A 19,556-nucleotide genomic window follows, 5' to 3' on the forward strand; every position below is an offset into this window, starting at 1 on the left:
CCTCGATTGATCTTTAAACAACAGAACCTTTATAGGGGAATTCTTCCTTTACTCCCAAGGATCAGCCTATTTATGGCAAAAATATCCATAGAGACTTACAATGAAGGATAATCACAGGGTTAGTATGAATCAAAAATAACTTTAGACTCATGATGGCTCTGTTTCTGTTTCTCAAATCCAATTCCCATTTTGCATTCATTGTCTGACCTATCGCTAATGATTAAGCAGGAACCTGTCCCGGTTAAACCCAATATCCTTGTTGTCGATGATATCCCAGCAAACCTGCATTTGTTTGCTAAGATGCTCAGTCAAGAGGGCTATAAGGTGCGATCGGCGGTTACAGGTGCATTGGCAATATCAGGTGCTAAGGCAATGCTACCTGACTTGATTTTACTCGATATTTTAATGCCAGAACTTGATGGTTATCAAGTTTGTGCTTTGCTCAAAGGCGATCCGTTAACTCAGGATATCCCAATTATTTTTATTAGTGCCCTAGGTGAAGAAATTGATAAGGCTAGAGCTTTTGAAGTTGGGGCAGTTGATTATGTGACGAAACCTTTTCTGAAATCTGAGGTGCTGGCTCGGATTGACTATCATATCCGAGCGTCTCAGACCCAAAAACAACTGCTGACCCAGAATTTACGGTTGCAAGAAGAAATTGAATATCGCCGGTTGATGGAAGCTAAACTGGAGTGCTTTAGTGTCCATCTCAAACAGATCCATCGTTTAAATACTTCTCAGTATCGAACCATAGAAGCTTTGTTTCGAGATTATCTGCAAACGGGATGTTCTATTTTTGGGTGTTCAGTGGGTTTGATGGGTCATCTGGAAGGGGATTTGTATGTGATTGATGCCCTGGAATCAACGTTTGATAGCATGAGTCCATCCTGGGAGCTGAGGGTTCAGGATACTGATTTGGATTGGGTAGTTCGCCGCCAAAAAACGGTTACCCATGAAGAAATCCATCGGGGGTTGAGGTCTCTTAAGTCTTTGAATTTGGGGTGCTGTCTGTTGAAGTCGTTTATGGGCACGCCGATTTGGGTAAGGGATGAACTGTATGGGATTTTGATCTTTGGCTCAACTCACGATCGCCTGGAGGGATTTGATACTCAAGCGCAGGATATTGTGGAGCTGATGGCTCAAGGGTTGGGTAAGTGGATCGGGATTCGACAAACGGCTCTGAAACAGAAACAGGCGGAAGAAGAGACCCAATTATTACTGAAGGTGACTCAAGCAATTAGCCGATCGCCGGATTTTGACAGCGCTTTGCAATCCGCTCTGGAACATCTCTGTGAAGCTAGTGGTTGGAGCTATGGTGAAGTTTGGCTTCCGAGTCCTGATGGTCAGACGTTAACCCTGAGTCCTGCTTGGCATTGCCATAAACAGGAGCCTCCAGAGGTATTGAGCCATTTAGAGCGGTTTCGTCTGGGTCGTCAAGAGCAGATTTGGAGCAGTGGAACGGGCTTACTGGGGAATGTTTGGGCAACTGGAAAGGCGGAATATGTGCCGGATGTTCCCCAGCGATCGCCAGAAATTTGTCAACAACTGGATTTAGCGGCTCTGTGTCATATCCAGCAAGGGTTATGGATTCCGATTCTTTCGGTCTCAGGAGATGGACAGCAGGAACAGGTGGTGGCAGTATTAGTGCTGTTTTTGTCAGGAATCTCGACCTTAGAGTTTCACCATCAATCCCATCAACTGTTAGCTTTTGCTTCGGCGATCGCCTCCCAACTGGGAACCATCCTACATCAGAAACAGATTGAAGCCGAACAAAGAGCGATGCTCATGGCTATGGACGATCTGATCATGGTTTATAACCAGGAGGGAATTTGTCTGAAATTTATGACCAATAATCCCCTCTTTCTCCAGGAACCCCCAGAAAATAAATTACACAAGAGTTTATATGACTGTTTACCCCAAGCCGAAGCCGATGAACACCTAAGAGCGATTCGACAGGCGATCGCCACCGGAGAAACCCAAACCCTTCAATATCATCTCAACATCGGCGATCGACGCATGTGGTTTTCAGGCAAAATTTCCCCCCTATCTCACAAAACCATCCTCTTAGTTGTCCGGGATATCACTCCCCTAGAAACCATAACCACTGCCCTTCAACAAAGTGAAGCCCGTTTTCGAGCCATTTTTGAACAAGCAGGAATTGGCATATATATTACCACCTTAGAAGGTCATATTTTACAAACCAATGCCGCCTTTGAATCCTTCCTCGGCTATCCCTCAACAGACCTTCAAAACCGTCCTATTCACGACATAATTTATGCCGATGACAATCTAGATGACCCCGATTTTCAAAACTTATTACTCGGTAGAATTCAATCCTATCAAGTTGAAAAACGCTATGTTCACCACAATGGCGAAATCCGATGGGGAAGAGTAACCCTTTCACCCGTTCAAGAACACCAGAAAATCCAATTTATTTTTGCCCTCGTCGAAGACATTACAGAAACTCGTAAAATAGAATGGGAGATCAAAGAAAATGAAAGGCGATATCGCGAACTTATTGAAGTCCAAAAAGATGTTTTAATTTGTCGCTGGAAACCCAACACCGAACTGACATTTGTTAATCAGTATTTCTGTCATTTTTTTCATCAAAATCCTGGGGATTTAATTGGCAAAAAACTGAACTCATGGCTAGTTAACTCCAAATCTATACAAGACCTTGAAAATAACATCCTAGAACTCTTAACCACCCTAAATCCTAAAACTTGGGAATACGAGTATCGCTCAGGGACAGGAGAACACAGATGGTTACGGTGGACGAATCAACCCATTGTTGACCGTTGGGGAATTTTAGTCGATATTCAAGCCTTTGGTGTAGATATCACCGCTCAAAAGCAGCGAGAGTTAGCATTAAAGTTAATTTCCCAAGGCATTGCCTCTGCTACAGGCAACAACTTTTTCGAGAGTTGTACTCAATATTTAGCTAATATTTTACAAGTTAAATATGCCTTGCTTGCTAAAGTCTGTGATTCCCAGTTTCATAAAGTTGATATTTTAGCCTTCTGGAATGGTAAAGAAGTTCAGAGAATTGAGCAATTTGAAACAATTAATGCCCCCTGCGATCGACTGTTATCTGGAGAGTCGGTATATTATCCCGATAACTTACAAGATCGCTTTGGAAATCATCCCCTAATTACTCAGTTAAATGCTCAAAGCTATTTGGGAATTCCCTTAAAAGATACCCACCAAAAAATCATTGGTTACCTGTCCATTTTAGACACAAAATCATTAAATATAGACGATCAAAAACAAGTTATTATCGATATATTTGTAGCTCGATCCGAAGCAGAACTAGAACGGAATATTTCGGAAAAAAAATTAGAAAAAATCGCCCAACAAGAGCGGTCTATTGCGAGAATATTATCTCACATACAACAAATATTGGATCTCGATAAAACCTTAAAATTAACAACCGATGAAATCCGCCAGTTATTTGATAGCGATCGGGTCGCAATTTATCAACTAAACCCTAACTTTAGTGGTCAATTTATTGCGGACTCATTCTCTTCAGGATGGACTTCTTTATTAGATTTGCAAATTCAACTTTCTTGCCCGTCAGAACTCATTATCGATGAAAGTTGTGCAATTAAGCATTGGCTTGATACTCCCAGTCAATGCCCTTATCCTTTGAAATGCATTTCCTTAGAACAATCCGATCGTCAGGGGCAATATTTATGCATGACAGATATTTATCAAGCCGGTTTTGAAGTTGATTATCTGAAGTTTGTGGAAAAAATGCAAGCTAGATCCTATCTGATAATTCCTTTATTTTCCTCTAACAAGCTCTGGGGATTATTGGGAATCTATCAAAATCGATCGGCTCGTGAATGGCAAGAAAATGAAATTAAAATAGCCCTATATATTGCAAATTGTCTCAGCATCGCCATTCAACAATGGCAATTAGTCGATCAAATTCAGAAGAAATCAGAAGAGTTAAAAATAGCCAAAGAAAATGCTGATGCTTCCAATCGAGCTAAAAGTGCTTTTTTAGCTAAAATGAGTCATGAATTTCGCACTCCTCTCAACGCGATCTTAGGGTTTGCCCAAGTCATGGGGCGCGATGGCTCCTTATCTGGAACTCAGCAAGAGCAATTGAAGATTATTAATCAAAGTGGCGAACATCTGCTTAATTTAATCAATGATGTGCTAGAAATGTCGAGGATAGAATCTGGTAAAGTTGACCTAAATACCACTGATTTTGATTTACTCAAAGTGCTGGAAAATTTAAAAAGTATATTGCAACTTAAAGCCCGACTGAAGGGATTAGAATTAAAAATACAAGTTAGAGAAAGAGTGCATCAATATGTTCATGGAGATCGGAAAAAATTAGGGCAAGTTCTGCTGAATTTGGTGGATAATGGGATTAAATTTACCTCTCAAGGTTCTGTTACCCTAGAAGTGACGCGATCGGATAGATCTGCTAACCATCCCGATCGCGATAAGGTTCAATTTAAGGTAATTGATACCGGTATAGGAATTGCCCCGGACAATATAGAAACTTTGTTTAAGCCTTTTGTGCAAAGTAAGGGATCGGCTCCCCTTTCTGATTTCTGTCACAACGATCAAGAAGGGACAGGATTAGGATTAGCCATTAGTCAACATTTCGTTGAGTTAATGGGAGGTCAATTAAGGGTAGACTCAACGGTAGGAGTAGGGAGTACCTTCTTTTTTGAGATTCCGTTACCCCTTGGTCAAGCTGAATCGATTATGTCTCATCGTCCTCAACAAACCATCATTGGGTTAGCTCCCGATCAGCCCATTTATCGGATCTTAGTGGTTGATGATGAACGGGATCAGCGCTTATTAATGCTGCATTTGCTCACTCATGTCGGGTTTGAAGTGCAGGCGGCTGAAAATGGACAAGAAGCGATCGCCCTTTGGCAAAGTTGGCAACCCCATCTGATCCTCATGGATATGCGGATGCCTGTTCTCAATGGCTTAGATGCCACCCATCAGATTAAATCAACTATCCAAGGTCAAGCCACCGTAGTGATGGCGCTTACTGCTCATGCCTTTGAGGAGGATCGAGAACAGGTTTTAGCGGCTGGATGTGATGACTTTATTAGCAAACCCTTTCACGAACAAGTGCTGTTAGAAAAAATAGCTCACTATCTGGGCGCTCGTTATCTGTATGAAACTTCTCCCCTGGAATCAACCCTGGAACACCTAGAAAGCCTACACTCTGCTGTAAGCCTCTCCTCCATCAGTTTGCCCTGGAAAACCTTATCGACTGAATGCTTATTAGCCCTTCACCAAAGTTCCATTGAAGCCGATCAAGACTCAATTCTTGATCTGAGTGCAGAAATTGACAATCCACACATCACCGAGTGGTTAATGAAGCGCGTCCATCACTTTGAGTTTGAAGCCATTTGTGAGGCGATCGCCCCTTTTCTGCCCTGAAAAGAATGCCCTAGCCAGAATGAGAGGCCCGGCGACGAGCATCAAGAGACACCACAGGCGCTTGACGGCTCTCCCTCGCCACTCGCACCAACAATCCCGCAGACAACAAACTAGCAATCATCGAATTACCACCATAACTAAACATCGGTAGCGGTAAACCCGTAGTGGGAAGCGCTCCCGTCGCCACCCCAATATTAATTAGCGATTGCCCCACCAGCAAAAAAGTAGCGCCGATCGCAATTAAACGATGGAACTTATCCGTACACTTGAGCGCCACCATTAAGCCCAGAGTCGCATACACCCCCAGCATCAACAACAACAGCAAACTCCCCACCAAGCCAAACTCCTCAGCATAGACCGCAAAAATAAAATCCGTGTACTGAATCGGTAAATAGAACCATTTTTGTTGAGAGAGTCCTAACCCCATTCCCCAAAAGCCTCCTGAGCCGATCGCCATCAAACTCTGAGTTAATTGATAACCATTCCCCATCGGATCGGCCCAAGGATCTAAAAATGTCATGATTCGCTGCCGTTGATACCCATTAATCCCTAAGCTCAACATCCCCAAACCCAAGCCCACACCCCCTGTCATTAACAGAGAACGATAGGGTAAACCCGAAGCCAGGGCGATCGCAAATAACGTCATTCCACAAAACGTCGCCGTACTCAAATTCGGTTGCAGCAAAATCCCCACCAACACCGCCCCAAAAATCCCCAACCATCGCCAGCGAATCACCGGTTTCAACGACGGCCATAAACCAAAAACTTGCGCCCCCTGCAACACCAAAAACGGCTTAATCAACTCCGAAGGTTGTATCGGAAACGCCCCCAAAGATAACCAGCGTGTTGCCCCATTAATCGTCGTCCCCAATCCCGGAAGCACCGTTATCCCAATCAACCCCAGAAACAACAGCAGAAACCATTGGGAGACTCTCATCATCGACTTCAAGGGCGTATGAACCATGAAATTAAATCCCACACAGCCCAACAGCGCCCAAGCCATTTGCCGCTTCACATAATAAAACCCATCCCCATAGTAATTATTCGCCAGGGGATAGGATGCAGAAAATAGCATCACCAACCCAACCGATAACCAAAGGAATGTTAACCACCGCAATAGCCTCGCTTCTATTGCCCATTCCTTCACTGAGGGGTCAATCCAAGGAATTAACTGTTGAACGTTCAATGACTTGTCGTTATAAAACCCAATTCTCCATGGACTCTAACAAACAACAAAGCAAAAGTAAAGTTTAAACCCTTACTTTTGCTCTGTTAGAAAACTCTTTGAATTGCTCTATCAGTAGGATAAACCCCCATCCAGAGCGCAACCGATATAGATTAGAGTAAACCTGTGTTGGTTCCCACCTTACCAGTTGCCAACTCCACCTTAACGATTTTTCCACCCATTTTCATAATTCGCTGTTGTTCGCGAAACCAGTTATCATAGGGAACCAACTTTGTGAAGTAGGTATTTTGGAGTTCTCGTTGCGTCCGAATTCTGCTTAAACTCGGCACACAAGCCGTTACTTTAAACATCCGCATGGGCTAACTTCTCCTATTGTGATTCAAAAACTCAGAAAAAATGGTATCAAAAACCTCCAAAATCTGGGAGTCAAGAGCCAATTCTAGACCATTGCGATCGGTAATTGACTACCGAGACAAACCCTTTCTCTCGATTAGGCTTGTAACAGTCTAGGACTTACCCTCGACTTCCCAGACTCTACTTCTGAAGGGAGTTTATAAAGCACCACCTTCAATTGAAGCACTTAGCCTAGCTTAAGCCAGAGCAGATGTAATCGAAATAAACACCCATTTCTTTACCAGCAGCTTCACCAACTAAGCTGGCGGTAACTTTTTTCATGGCTTGGATAGCTTGAACAGTAGAACCAACAGGTACTCCCAAGGAGTTGTAGGTTTCTTTCAAACCATTGAGAACCCGCTCATCTAAGATAGAGGGATCGCCAGCTAACATGGCATAGGTCGCATAGCGCAGATAGTAATCCATATCACGGATACAAGCAGCATAGCGACGGGTGGTGTACATATTTCCACCGGGACGAGTTACATCGGAGTACAGCAGAGCTTGAGCTACTGCTTCTTTCACGATGGTGGAAGCATTTGCACTAATTGCAGTCGCTGCACGAACCCGCAGAGCGCCGGTTCCGAAGTAGCCTTTGAGCTTGTCTAGAGCAGAAGAATCAAGGTACTTACCTTGAACGTCAGAAGAGTTGATAACAGCAGTAATTGCGTCTTGCATGGTTGTGTTCTTGATGTAGTTACTTAAAAATGGTCAGTTGTAGTTAATGCTCAAAACCTGAGCCTTGGCTAAAACTTGGGTGAAGTCTAGGAAAGACCACCTTTCACATAATCGAAGTAAGAACCGGCTTCAGCCGCATCTTCACCTGACATCAGGGAAGTCGCTACCGCTTTCATGCAACTCACACTTTCAGCCACTGCATCCAGGGAAGTGCCCAAAGATTTGTACATCTCTTTTGCACCAACCAAACCGATTTCTTCGATGGGGGTGACATCACCAGCCACGATTCCATAGGTAATTAGACGCAGATAGTAGTCCATGTCCCGCAGACAAGTTGCGGTCATTTCATCGCCATAAGCATTTCCACCAGGGGAAACCACATCCGGGCGTTTTTGGAAGAGTTGATCGCCAGCTTCCTTAACAATGCGCTCGCGAGAGTCGGTTAGGATTTGAGCAATCCGCAAACGTTGCTCACCAGATGTTACAAAAGCTTTGATCCGATCCAGTTCACCTGGGCTGAGATAACGAGCTTCAGCATCAGCATTCACGATGGACTTCGTGACGATACTCATGTTGTGGAGTCCTCCAAAATAGAAATTGTCACCAATTGGGTTTTATATAGATGGCTTGCGCCAAAGGGTCTGAGTCTAGTGTAAGCAACCTTGGCATAGCTCAAGGAAATTCGCTTAAAAACACAGGATTCTGACTCAGCGATCGCCGGACATTAACCTCCGATCTAGATCCTTGGTTTTATATCCGTCCGAAATCATTGTCAGGCATTGAGTTCACATCCTAAATCTATTCTTAATATTTTTTAACATTTTCCCTCATTTTGATCCCTTCTCCGATCCCCTGAGTATAAGTATTTAAGACCATTTCCCTGTACTTTTTTGGGTGTTACAAATCTTGACTCTTTTCATCTTCCATTAAGAAAGCCCATCAGGGATTGAGCCTCCGCTCTTCCCCAATGGACTTTCTGCTCATCCTAGGATTTGAGTGTTAATTTTAACTCAAATAGCCCTTAGACCGGTTCAAAGCTAGGAACAACAATCTCCTTGCTCTGCTTCGTCAACTGGTTATACAGCTTCTCCGTATTCGGGAAATTAGCTGCTGGCAGCGTATTATACCGGCAATAGGGAACCACATCTTCACCAAAGGCCTGTAGATATTCCATGCTATTAACCATTGCTCCAATAAAGGCACGAATACCCTCACTAGACAAAATCTGGTTATACTTGCGAATCTCCGCCTGATCTAACGGCGCACGACCCAAGAAATGCTTCGTTCCCAGCTCAATCACCTTAGTATTCGGGAAAGGCGTATAGAACTCCTTGATATACAGATCTGAACAGCCCAGACCTTCAATAAACTCCTTGACGGTAATCTCACCATTCGTCAAACGACTCTGTAAACGAGAGAATTCATTGCTGACAATATAGGGCGCAACATCCCGCTCAAAGACTTGCCGATAGGCTGCACCAATCAAAGCATTCACCGCCGGTTTATCCGCCAAATTAGTCAACTTAAAGACCTTACGCTGTTCCCGTTGCTTGCGAACCCCTTGATTAATCCGCTCTTGGATCTCAATATCACCCCGTGCTTCCGTGACCGCGCCTAGCTCAATAAAGCGTGGAGCCTGTACAGGTTTAACCAGTTGACCCATATCTTCACGCAGAGTGCCCACGCGCATCGTGCGTAAAGATAATCCAGCCGCCGTCAGATACCGCTCATAGGGAACTGTATCTTCTCCGAAAGCCTCAGCATACTCCACAGAATCAACGATCGCATCCACCAGGGCATAAAAACCCTTCTTAGAACACAAATCAAAATAGCGATTCATTTCCTGACGGCCATAGGTCGGACGACCCAACAACCGACGGTGGATATACTCAATCGCCTTCACCACATACAGAGAACTCCAGTACAGATTGCGGAAAGTATCTGACTTGGCCAGCGCTTTCACAAACTCCCGAACCGTAATATCTCCATTTTCCAGGCGAATTTCCATCACCTTCAGCCGTTGACCATCATAGACATCCCGGCCAAAGACCTGTAAATAACAGGCACGAATCACCGCTTGGGTGGAAGTTTCCGAGAACTTAATATTCGTTCCCGCTTTTTTACCCACCGTTCGCGGGACTTGATCCAGCTTAAACACCTTCGCACCCAAAGTCCCTGGTGCTTTACCCCGTGCTTCAGGAGCCGAAACCTGGTTATTAATCCCTGCGCCGCGATGAATCAATAAGCGGCGCGTATCCTTACCAAAAGGTGCAGGAGAGGTACTGGGATTACGGGTTTCTTTCGGGAAAATCGCCCCAAACTGAATTTCTAGGGGATCATTACCGGAACCATACACATGCTGATCCGGTAGAGGACGGTTATAGGCCGCAAATGTGGTAATGAATTGGGGCACTTTGCGGAAGGGTGCGCTGTAGTTAAACAGCTCTTGTTGGGGCCCCCAGTTACGGCACTCTTGGGCTTCTTGGCCTAAACCGCGCAAGTAAGGAACCGTTTCTTCTCCGAAGTAATCGGTATATTCTTGGGAGTCAACCAAAGCACCCACTAAAGCCGGTAGTCCGCCATCAGAAACGATGGAGAAATACTTCTGGAATTCTTCCCGACTCGACAAACCCCGACCGAGAATATGGCGGAATGCCAGTTCTACAACCCGACTATTCACAAACGGTTCATAGAACTGCTGGCGATAGAGAGGACTCAGACATAAACGACGTACAAACTCCTTCATGGAGATATCGCCATTTTTCACCTGAGATTCTAGGTAAGAAATGGATTGGGAATAGGCACGAGTAATATCCCGTTCAAAGATTTGTCGATAGGCCGCTTTTACCACTTCCTGCTTTTCGGAAGTGGAGAGTCCGGGCTTCATGACAAACTTTTGCCGACGCTCAGAAGCATTGAAATAGATTTGGGGCAGTTGCAGTCCTTGTTGATCTAAGGTCTGGCGTTGACGGATTTTGTTCGAGGGTGTGGAAGCTTTGAATTCTGAGATCACCACATCAAAGTATTGGCCGACGATCTCACTGGCTTCTGCGTCATTTCTGACATATCCCAAAGCGCTAGCTCTCATTTCTTGTAAGGCTACAGTGGTAGCCGCCGTAGAGCAAGCGCCTTCAATGATTTCTCGGAGTCCCCGGACGTTGACGGAGAGAATATTAGGGTCTCCGGCAACGATCGCATAAGTGATATAGCGCAGGAACCAACTTAAATCCCGCAGGGATTTGGTCATATTCGCCGGCCCATAACGGGAAACGTTTATGGGACGGAATCCTGGCGGTACGGGGCCGGCACTACCCCCAGAAAACAAAGACCCCAATCCAGAAAGGATGCCTCCACTGGCTCCACTTTCTACAAAGGTTTGAGTGCCAACTTGCATCCCTTTTCCGGCTCCGACTAGCATCGGTTCGGGATCGGCGGGCTTTTCTAGGAAAGCCATGGGAGAGCCACCGGTGAAGATCCGATTGGCTGCCCGTGAAACAATCAGTTCAGAATTTTTGGTGAGGATTTCGGCGATCGCCAACCGTTTGAGACCCGACTCGAAATAGGTTGAAAGTTCACCGAGTTCAGTCCGTCCCAGGAAACGGTCTTGCTGTTCAGCAACAGAAATTGTTGAAACAGCTACCGTTTGATACAGTTGCGGACGAGCAACGGAGCTTCCACCACTTGCCTTGATAGTCATGCGCTCTTCTTCGCTCCCTTTGGATGTTTACAGCAATTGCATTAATGCGTTAAACGGCTTTTGGCTATCGATGACCAATCCAGGGGACTGATCTCTGATAGCTATTGGTGTTTGATCTTAAGGTTAGTCTGGGTTGACTCCCCTTGTTTATTAAAAAGCGTAACGATTCACCATCATAGGCGATCGCAGTCCCCTGACTGAGAAAAAAGATAAGTTTTGTTACGTTATTACCACCAGCTAACAGATCTAGGGGCTATATAATCAGATCTAGCAGCCCTCATTCTCTCCTCACTATGTCCGAAGCTCAAGCCATTAGCCACGCTGTAGCTAAACTTTACGATACCTACCCCTTTCCCCCAGAACCCTTGCTGGATGAACCCCCTCCGGGATACAACTGGCGCTGGAATTGGCTCACGGCTTACCAGTTCTGCTCTGGACACAAGCCCCATCGCCAAGATATCCGGATTCTGGATGCCGGATGTGGAACAGGGGTGGGCACTGAATACTTAGTCCATTTGAATCCCCAAGCCTCTGTCGTCGGTATAGATTTGAGTTCCGGAGCCTTGTCTGTGGCCAAAGAGCGCTGCCAGAGATCCGGAGCTGAGAGGGCGGAATTTCATCACCTCAGTTTGTACGATGTCGGGCAACTGCCTGGACAATTTGAGATGATTAATTGTGTAGGCGTACTCCACCATCTCCCCGATCCAATTCGTGGCATTCAATCCCTAGCCTGTAAGTTAGCCCCAGGGGGCATTCTCCATATCTTTGTTTACGCCCAATTGGGACGATTTGAAATTCAATTGATGCAACAGGCGATCGCCCTGCTGCAAGGAGAACATCGGGGAGATTACCAAGATGGAGTCAAAATTGGCCGTAAATTATTCTCTGTCTTACCGGAAGATAACCGCATCGTGCGCGAGGACAAACGGCGCTGGGCCCTGGAAAATCACCGGGATGAATGCTTTGCCGATATGTACGTCCATCCCCAGGAAATTGATTACACCATTGATAGTCTGTTTGAGCTAATTGAGGCTTCTGGATTGGCCTTCGTCGGCTTTTCTAATCCTCAGTATTGGAATATTGAGCGCCTGCTCGGCCAAGCTCCGGAACTGATGGAACAGGTAGAGAACCTGAGCGAGCAACAACGCTATCGGCTGATTGAACTGCTCGACCCAGAACTAACTCACTACGAATTCTTCCTCGCTCGGCCTCCCCTGGATTACTATGACTGGTCTGACGATCGGCTTCTGGGTTCAGCCATCCCCGAACCCAATCCCTGTCTCCATGGATGGCCCTCCCCAAGCATCCTCAATCAGGACTATCAACCGGTGAGCTTATCAGAAGAACAATTTGAGTTGCTGCAAGCCTGTAATGGGCAACACACCGTTAACGAGATCCTCGCCCAAAGCCAACAAAGTCTAGAGGAAATGCGATCGCTCCTGAAGCAAAATTTGATTCTGCTCACGCCCCCAACCGGCGATCGCCATCCCGCCAATCCTTGAGGATAATTCCCTATTTTGTCCCTCCCTCAAAGGATTAACACTTTCTTCAGAAAGTGACCCCTCTGCGTGATATGATTTCGAGGGAGTCTACGAACAGACCTCTCAGGGTAACCTGAAAGAAAGTTTGGCTAGAGCCTCTGTGGCCCTCCTCACGGAGAACCCCCCCACAGAACCTTTTCCCACAAAGGAATGCCACCTTTTTGCCTAATTGGGTGATGGGAAAACGCAGATCAACAACTTTAAGGTTAACCAGTCGAAGTGAATCCCTCCGACGAATCTCCAAAAACGCCAACGCCAACCGCAGAAGAACTGCCCCAATTTCCGCTCCCCAGTGCCTCACCGGGCGCGATGGACGAGTATTATCAACTCCAAAAAGAGTTATACCTCTGGACTTTCGGGATGACAGGAATAGCCTTCCTCTCAGTCTGGTTCTTCTATAGCCTCACCACCGCCCTCAGTTATTTGATCGGTGCATGTGCTGGGGTAGTCTATCTCAGACTATTGGCCAAAAACGTGGAAGCAGTCGGACGAGCCAAACAACGTCTGGGCAATACGGGTTTAGCCGTTTTCATCGGTGTGATGATTGTCGCCTTCAAATGGAAACAGCTCGAAATCGTACCCATATTCTTGGGATTTTTAACCTATAAAGCGGCGATCGTCGCTTACATTTTCAGGACAACCTTAACTCCATAATCAGCGAGCGATCGCCCCATGGATAAACCGTTTAATCCTGTAAACAGGCCAGCCCCTTCGATCAGAACCCTAACTCTGAACCCTCTTTAATAATGGATATGCTTAACTTCCTGGACGCTTATCATAGCCTCCCGTTCGCCGAGCTTGAAGTCGGTAAGCATCTCTATTGGGAAATCGGTAATCTCAAAATTCATGGCCAAGTCCTACTTACCTCCTGGTTTGTCATTGGACTGCTCGTGATTGCCTCCCTAGCTGCCACTCGAAACGTCCAAAGAGTCCCCAGTGGAATGCAAAACTTCATGGAGTACGCTTTGGAATTCATTCGAGACCTGGCCAAGAATGCCATGGGTGAAAAAGAATATCGACCCTGGGTTCCCTTTGTCGGTACTTTATTTTTGTTCATCTTTGTGTCAAATTGGTCAGGGGCCTTAGTTCCCTGGAAAATCATCCATTTGCCAGCAGGTGAACTAGCCGCACCAACCAGCGATATCAATACCACGGTCGCCCTAGCCCTTTTGACCTCCCTAGCGTATTTTTACGCCGGTCTCAAAAAGCTAGGCTTAGGATACTTCGCTCACTACGTTGAGCCAGTGCCCTTCATGCTCCCCTTCAAGGTAATTGAAGACTTCACTAAGCCCCTTTCCCTAAGCTTCCGTCTATTTGGTAACATTCTGGCTGATGAATTGGTGGTTGGGGTATTAGTCTTACTGGTTCCCTTGTTTATTCCCTTGCCGGTTATGGCATTGGGAGTATTCTTAAGTGCCATTCAAGCCCTAATCTTTGCCACCTTGGCCGCCACCTACATTGGGGAAGCTCTAGAAGATCCTCATCATGGCGAAGAAGAACATAGTTAGCCTTCAAGGGACAAGGATCATACCCATCCCAACAGAGAAAGCTTCTCTGCTACCATTCGGTTTCAAGCCGAAAAACAAAATCCTATCAAGTGTACTCAATTTAAAAAGGAGATTGAACCCATCATGGATTCACTAGTTGCTGCTGCTTCCGTTATTGCTGCTGCCCTAGCTGTTGGTTTAGCTGCTATCGGCCCTGGAATTGGACAAGGAAACGCTGCCGGTCAAGCCGTAGAAGGTATTGCTCGCCAACCCGAAGCTGAAGGAAAAATCCGAGGAACGCTCCTGCTCAGTTTGGCATTTATGGAAGCGCTAACCATTTATGGTCTAGTCGTTTCCCTGGTACTTTTATTCGCCAACCCCTTCTCGTAAGCCATTGGGCTAACGAACAGTAGAGATAGGAAAGCTTTCTATCTCTACCCTAATCTAACGGAAGTCAATCGTCGAGATTGTCAGTTCCGTTACAGATTAGCCACTACTCCCTAGAACCCCTAGGGAAAACTGTAAAACCAGAGAAAATCGTTAAAAACTGGGGACGATCGCCAATGATCGATTGGACAATACTTCTTGCAGTAGAAGCAGCAGCAGAAGAAGCGGGAGGTCTCTTTGACCTAGATGCCACTTTACCGGTAATGGCCATCCAATTCCTAATCTTAGCCGCCCTACTGAATCAGATTTTTTATAAACCTCTGGGTAATGCCATAGATGAACGGAGCAACTATATCCGTTCCAATTTAACCGAAGCACGCGAACGTCTAGCCAAAGCCGAACGTTTAGCGCAACAGTACGAAGAAGAACTCGCATCCGCTCGCAAACAATCGCAAGCGGCGATCGCCGAAGCTCAAGCTGAAGCGGATAAAATCGCCGCTCAGAATATGGCCCAGGCCCAGCGAGAAGCGCAAGCCAAACGCGAAAGAGCCACGCAAGAAATCGATCGACAAAAACAGGAAACCCTAGGAGTCCTAGAAGGACAGGTAGACCAACTGAGCCGCCAGATCCTAGATAAACTCCTGCAAGCGAGTTGATCTCATTCTTGTCTGGAGCTTCTTTCGCCCCTTCGATACCCAACTGAACGTTTCGGACTTCGTTTTTGGCCCAACCCTGGGTCAGAAGTGAGGAAAACCTGTAGAAAAACTGCGCTCAAATGGACTTTCATAGCATGGGTAATTTTTGGTTGCTGGCAACAGAAGCAACAGAACATGGGTTCGGACTCAATTTTGATGTACTTGAGACGAACCTTGTTAACCTCGTCATTATTATCGGAGTGCTGGTGTACTTCGGTCGCTCTGCGGTAGGTAAAACCCTAGCCACTCGGCGCGAAGAAATCGAAAACGCCATTAAAGATGCCGAAGAGCGACAACGGAAAGCGGCATCTGCTCTGAAAGAACAAGAACAAAATCTCGCTCAAGCTCAAGCTCAAGCTGAAAAAATCCGTCAACAGGCGGTGGAGCGAGCCGCATCGGCCAAAGCAGCCATCTTGGCCAAATCGGATGAAGACATCCAAAGACTAAAAGACACAGCCGCCCAAGATCTAGAAGCTGAACAAAGTCGAGTGATTGCTGAACTGAAGAAACGGGTTGTTGCCTTAGCGATGCAACGGGTTGAATCCCAAATCAGAGATGAATTAAATGACGATCTTCAGCATCAACTGATCGGGCAGTGTATTGCCAGGGTAGGAGGAAACGGATGAAAAACAGTTCAATTGTTGGTTCAATCGTAGAACCCTATGCAGCAGCTCTGATGTCTATCGCCCAAAGTCATGACCTGACGGAAAAGTTTGGTGAAGATGTCCGCACGATCCTAGAGATGTGGGAAAGCAGCGAACAACTGCGTTCAGTTCTGAGCAATCCCCTGGTTAATCCAGAGGTGAAGAAAGGGGTTCTTAGGCAAATCACTCAAGACCGAACAGACTCTTATGTTCAAAGGTTTGTATTTCTATTGGTCGATCGCGGACGCATCCAATTTTTAGATGGAGTTTGCCAAACCTATCTGTCCCTATTACGGAAAATCAATCAAACGGTTTTGGCCGAGATTACTTCAGCCGTAGAACTGACGGAAGACGAACAGAGGGCGATCGCCGAACAGACTCAAGCGATGACTAACGCGAGGCATGTGGAACTCCAAACTCGTATCGATCCAGACCTCATTGGTGGTGTGATCATCCAAGTGGGATCGCAAGTGATTGATGCCAGTCTGCGGGGACAACTGCGCCGCATTGGTCTAGCCCTGGCGTAGGGTCTCCCCCCTGGAGAGATCCTCTAAACCGAAAACCTGAATAAGCACACCTCTTACATTCAAACATAGACACATATGGTAGCTATCAGACCAGACGAAATTAGCAGTATTATCCAACAACAAATTGAACAGTACGACCAGGAGATAAAAGTCTCTGAAGTCGGTACGGTTCTCCAAGTCGGTGATGGTATTGCTCGGATTTATGGCTTAGACAACGCCATGGCCGCAGAACTTGTAGAATTTGAAGACGGAACCGTGGGCATTGTCCTCAACCTAGAAGAGGATAATGTGGGAGCCGTATTAATGGGCGATGGAACCAATATCCAAGAAGGGAGTTCCGTTAAAGCTACGGGCCGGATTGCCCAAGTCCCCGTAGGGGATGCCATGATTGGTCGGGTGGTTAACCCCTTGGGTGAACCAATTGATGGTAAAGGCGATATTAATACCGGTGAAAGCCGCTTAATTGAATCTCCAGCTCCGGGAATTATTGCCCGTCAATCGGTTTGTGAACCCCTGCAAACCGGGATTACGGCTATTGATGCCATGATTCCCGTCGGTCGCGGCCAACGGGAGCTGATTATTGGCGATCGCCAAACCGGAAAAACCACCGTTGCGATTGATACGATTATTAATCAGAAGTCAGAGGACGTAGTTTGCGTCTATGTGGCGATCGGTCAAAAAGCTTCTACGGTGGCTCAAGTGGTCGCTACCCTGGAAGAAAAGGGAGCCATGGACTACACCATCGTGGTTGCCGCTAACGCCAGTGACCCCGCTACCCTGCAATATATTGCTCCCTACACTGGGGCAAGTATGGCGGAATACTTCATGTACAAAGGCAAACATACTCTAGTGATCTATGATGACTTGAGTAAACAAGCCCAAGCCTACCGGCAAATGTCCCTGCTGCTCCGTCGTCCTCCCGGTCGTGAAGCCTATCCTGGGGATGTCTTCTATCTGCACTCCCGTCTGCTAGAGCGGGCTGCTAAACTCAATAGCGAGTTGGGTGGTGGTAGTATGACGGCTTTGCCGATTATCGAAACCCAAGCTGGGGACGTTTCCGCTTATATTCCGACCAATGTAATTTCGATTACGGATGGTCAGATCTTCCTCTCGGCTGACTTGTTCAACTCTGGCTTACGTCCAGCCATTAACGCGGGTATCTCTGTATCCCGTGTGGGATCGGCGGCTCAAACCAAAGCCATGAAACAAGTGGCCGGTAAACTGAAACTCGAATTGGCTCAGTATGATGACCTGCGAGCTTTTGCCCAGTTTGCTTCTGACTTGGATAAGGCGACCCAAGACCAGCTCTCGCGGGGACAGCGCCTGCAAGAGTTGCTCAAGCAGCCCCAAAACTCTCCTCTGAGTGTTCCTGAACAGGTGGCTAGTGTTTATGCTGGGTTGAATGGATATCTGGATGATATTCCTGTGGACAAAGTGGCAACCTTTGCCCAAGGCCTGCGGGATTATTTGAAGTCGAGCAAACCCAGGTTTATTGAAGTGATTCAGAGTGAGAAAAAACTCACGGATGAAGCGGAAGGCTTGTTAAAAGAAGCGATCGCTGAATACAAACAAACCTTCTTGGTTTCTGCCTAGACTTCGACTGCGCTCAGTCCAGGGTCTTCAACTCAGCATTGATAGTGGATAGTTCATCCCTATCCACTATTTGACTCTTCCCTGTCCCTATATCCTCGTCTTTCCTATGGCAAATCTTAAAGCGATCCGCGATCGCATCAACTCCGTTAAAAATACTCGCAAAATTACAGAAGCCATGCGCTTAGTGGCCGCCGCAAAAGTGCGTCGCGCCCAAGAACAAGTGTTAGCCACCCGCCCCTTTGCTGACCGTTTGGCTCAAGTGCTGTATCGTCTACAAAGTCGTCTTCAGTTTGAAGATGTTGACCTAGAATTGCTGAAAAATCGGGAAGTAAAAACCGTTGGCTTAATTGTCTTTTCCGGCGATCGTGGCCTCTGTGGCGCATACAATAGTAACGTTATCCGTCGCGCCGAAATCCGAGCCAAAGAACTGGAAAAAGAAGGCCTTAACTATCAATACGCACTCTTAGGGCGTAAATCGGTTCAATACTTTCAGCGTCGGAATGCACCCATTTCTACCACCCGCACCGATTTGGGGCAAATTCCCAGCGCCGAAGAAGCAGACGAAATTGTAGATAGCATCCTCGGATGGTTTCTCTCCGGTAAAGTAGACCGGGTAGAGTTGATCTACACCAAATTCGTCTCCTTGATTAGCTCCAGACCCGTCATTCAAACCCTCCTCCCCTTAACCCCCCAAGGGTTAGAAGTGGTGGATGATGAAGTCTTCCGCCTAACCACAGCCAATGGTAGCTTTAATGTTTCTAGGGAAAAAGTCAGCTCTTCCCCTGAAGGCAGTTTCCCCAGAGATATGATTTTTGAACAAGATCCGGTGCAAATTCTGGAGAGCCTTTTGCCCCTATTCATTAAAAACCAATTCCTGCGGGCCCTGCAAGAATCAGCCGCCAGTGAATTGGCTGCTCGGATGACTGCCATGAGTAGTGCTTCCGATAATGCTAGTCAAATGATTAAAACCCTCACCTTGTCTTACAACAAAGCTCGGCAAGCCGCCATTACCCAAGAACTGCTAGAAGTGGTTGGTGGAGCAGAAGCGTTGAATTAAAAGCCCGATGTCCTGGCAATGGGTAATGAGTCAATCGGTGCAGCCTGAGAATATATAGGCTGTACCGATATTTTTATGTATTCCTCTTTGGCTTTTCGTTAAAATTCAAATTATATCAAGTTCGCTTATTCATGTCCGCGAAGCGGAAATACCCTAATTAAAAATCCAGGGAGCAAGATGCTCCCACTCCAGTCATATCAAAGAATTCGAGGAGTGCGGGCATCTTGCCCGCTTCTTAACCAATTTTCATGTC

Annotated in this window: 15 protein-coding genes; 10 read left to right on the top strand and 5 right to left on the bottom strand. The window is 46.4% G+C overall.

Going from position 1 to position 19,556, the window contains the following annotated elements:
* The first annotated feature begins 216 nt into the window (after positions 1-216).
* A complete protein-coding gene (locus PMG71_RS21220) occupies positions 217-5,418 on the top strand; it encodes a response regulator (protein ID WP_283755730.1) in 5,202 nt (1,733 codons plus the stop codon).
* A gap of 10 nt (positions 5,419-5,428) precedes the next feature.
* Here the strand turns inward: PMG71_RS21220 and PMG71_RS21225 are convergent, their stop codons facing one another.
* The 5 genes from PMG71_RS21225 to PMG71_RS21245 all read right to left on the bottom strand — a co-directional run bounded on the left by PMG71_RS21225 (position 5,429) and on the right by PMG71_RS21245 (position 11,372).
* Entirely contained in the window at positions 5,429-6,604 is a 1,176-nt protein-coding gene (locus PMG71_RS21225; protein ID WP_283755731.1) for an FtsW/RodA/SpoVE family cell cycle protein, read from the bottom strand.
* 152 nt (positions 6,605-6,756) lie between these two features.
* The gene (locus PMG71_RS21230) at positions 6,757-6,960 is read right to left on the bottom strand and encodes a phycobilisome linker polypeptide (RefSeq protein WP_283755732.1); all 204 of its coding nucleotides are present in this window, start codon (positions 6,958-6,960) and stop codon (positions 6,757-6,759) included.
* A 229-nt stretch (positions 6,961-7,189) separates the two neighbouring features.
* Positions 7,190-7,675: an allophycocyanin subunit beta gene (gene apcB, locus PMG71_RS21235; RefSeq protein WP_283755733.1), complete on the bottom strand. Its 486-nt coding sequence runs from the start codon at positions 7,673-7,675 to the stop codon at positions 7,190-7,192.
* A gap of 86 nt (positions 7,676-7,761) precedes the next feature.
* Complete coding sequence (apcA, locus tag PMG71_RS21240) at positions 7,762-8,247, bottom strand: allophycocyanin subunit alpha (protein WP_283755734.1); 486 nt, start codon at positions 8,245-8,247, stop codon at positions 7,762-7,764.
* A 449-nt stretch (positions 8,248-8,696) separates the two neighbouring features.
* Positions 8,697-11,372 (bottom strand): phycobilisome rod-core linker polypeptide, encoded by a 2,676-nt coding sequence (locus PMG71_RS21245; protein WP_283755735.1) that lies wholly within the window; start codon positions 11,370-11,372, stop codon positions 8,697-8,699.
* A gap of 293 nt (positions 11,373-11,665) precedes the next feature.
* Between PMG71_RS21245 and PMG71_RS21250 the strand changes: the two genes are divergently transcribed.
* The 9 genes from PMG71_RS21250 to PMG71_RS21290 all read left to right on the top strand — a co-directional run bounded on the left by PMG71_RS21250 (position 11,666) and on the right by PMG71_RS21290 (position 19,303).
* Positions 11,666-12,874: a class I SAM-dependent methyltransferase gene (locus PMG71_RS21250; RefSeq protein ID WP_283755736.1), complete on the top strand. Its 1,209-nt coding sequence runs from the start codon at positions 11,666-11,668 to the stop codon at positions 12,872-12,874.
* Between the two features lie 258 nt (positions 12,875-13,132).
* A complete protein-coding gene (locus PMG71_RS21255) occupies positions 13,133-13,567 on the top strand; it encodes an ATP synthase subunit I (RefSeq protein WP_283755737.1) in 435 nt (144 codons plus the stop codon).
* 98 nt (positions 13,568-13,665) lie between these two features.
* Entirely contained in the window at positions 13,666-14,421 is a 756-nt protein-coding gene (gene atpB, locus PMG71_RS21260; protein ID WP_283755738.1) for a F0F1 ATP synthase subunit A, read from the top strand.
* Positions 14,422-14,544: 123 nt separating this feature from the next.
* Positions 14,545-14,790, top strand: coding sequence for an ATP synthase F0 subunit C (atpE, locus tag PMG71_RS21265; RefSeq protein WP_283755739.1), 246 nt, complete (start codon positions 14,545-14,547; stop codon positions 14,788-14,790).
* Between the two features lie 173 nt (positions 14,791-14,963).
* Positions 14,964-15,443, top strand: coding sequence for a F0F1 ATP synthase subunit B' (locus PMG71_RS21270; protein ID WP_347179358.1), 480 nt, complete (start codon positions 14,964-14,966; stop codon positions 15,441-15,443).
* Positions 15,444-15,577: 134 nt separating this feature from the next.
* Positions 15,578-16,108: a F0F1 ATP synthase subunit B gene (locus PMG71_RS21275; protein WP_283755741.1), complete on the top strand. Its 531-nt coding sequence runs from the start codon at positions 15,578-15,580 to the stop codon at positions 16,106-16,108.
* Positions 16,105-16,653 (top strand): ATP synthase F1 subunit delta, encoded by a 549-nt coding sequence (gene atpH / locus PMG71_RS21280; RefSeq protein WP_283755742.1) that lies wholly within the window; start codon positions 16,105-16,107, stop codon positions 16,651-16,653. The genes PMG71_RS21275 and atpH overlap by 4 nt, the downstream gene beginning before the upstream one ends.
* A 75-nt stretch (positions 16,654-16,728) precedes the next feature.
* A complete protein-coding gene (gene atpA, locus PMG71_RS21285) occupies positions 16,729-18,246 on the top strand; it encodes a F0F1 ATP synthase subunit alpha (RefSeq protein WP_283755743.1) in 1,518 nt (505 codons plus the stop codon).
* A 106-nt stretch (positions 18,247-18,352) separates the two neighbouring features.
* Positions 18,353-19,303: a F0F1 ATP synthase subunit gamma gene (locus tag PMG71_RS21290; RefSeq protein ID WP_283755744.1), complete on the top strand. Its 951-nt coding sequence runs from the start codon at positions 18,353-18,355 to the stop codon at positions 19,301-19,303.
* Positions 19,304-19,556 lie beyond the last annotated feature (253 nt).

This window comes from Roseofilum acuticapitatum BLCC-M154, assembly GCF_030068475.1.
Taxonomy (GTDB): Bacteria; Cyanobacteriota; Cyanobacteriia; order Cyanobacteriales; family Desertifilaceae; genus Roseofilum; species Roseofilum acuticapitatum.